This is a genomic window from Bacillus sp. DE0042 (assembly GCF_007680225.1).
Classification (GTDB): Bacteria; Bacillota; Bacilli; order Bacillales; family Bacillaceae_G; genus Bacillus_A; species Bacillus_A wiedmannii.
Genome location: NZ_VEJP01000043.1, coordinates 1 through 248, shown reverse-complemented (window position 1 = coordinate 248; position 248 = coordinate 1). Strand labels below are relative to the sequence as shown.

Sequence of the window (248 nt, the reverse complement as noted above, 5' to 3'; positions counted from 1 at the left end):
TGACATGTGGAGCTGACGAATACTAATAGATCGAGGACTTAACCATATAATATGTAGCAATGTTATCTAGTTTTGAAAGAATATAAAAAAACTTGTTGACTTTAAAAGTTAAATAAGTTACAATAATTCTTGTCTTAAATGAATACAGTCTGGTAATGATGGCAGAGAGGCCACACCCGTTCCCATACCGAACACGGAAGTTAAGCTCTCTAGCGCCGATGGTAGTTGGGACCTTGTCCCTGTGAGAG

Annotated in this window: 1 rRNA gene; it reads left to right on the top strand. The window is 38.3% G+C overall.

Annotated features, from left to right (window positions below):
- Positions 1 to 148 precede the first annotated feature (148 nt).
- Positions 149 to 248 (top strand): 5S ribosomal RNA (gene rrf / locus FS802_RS30760); the annotation flags it as partial.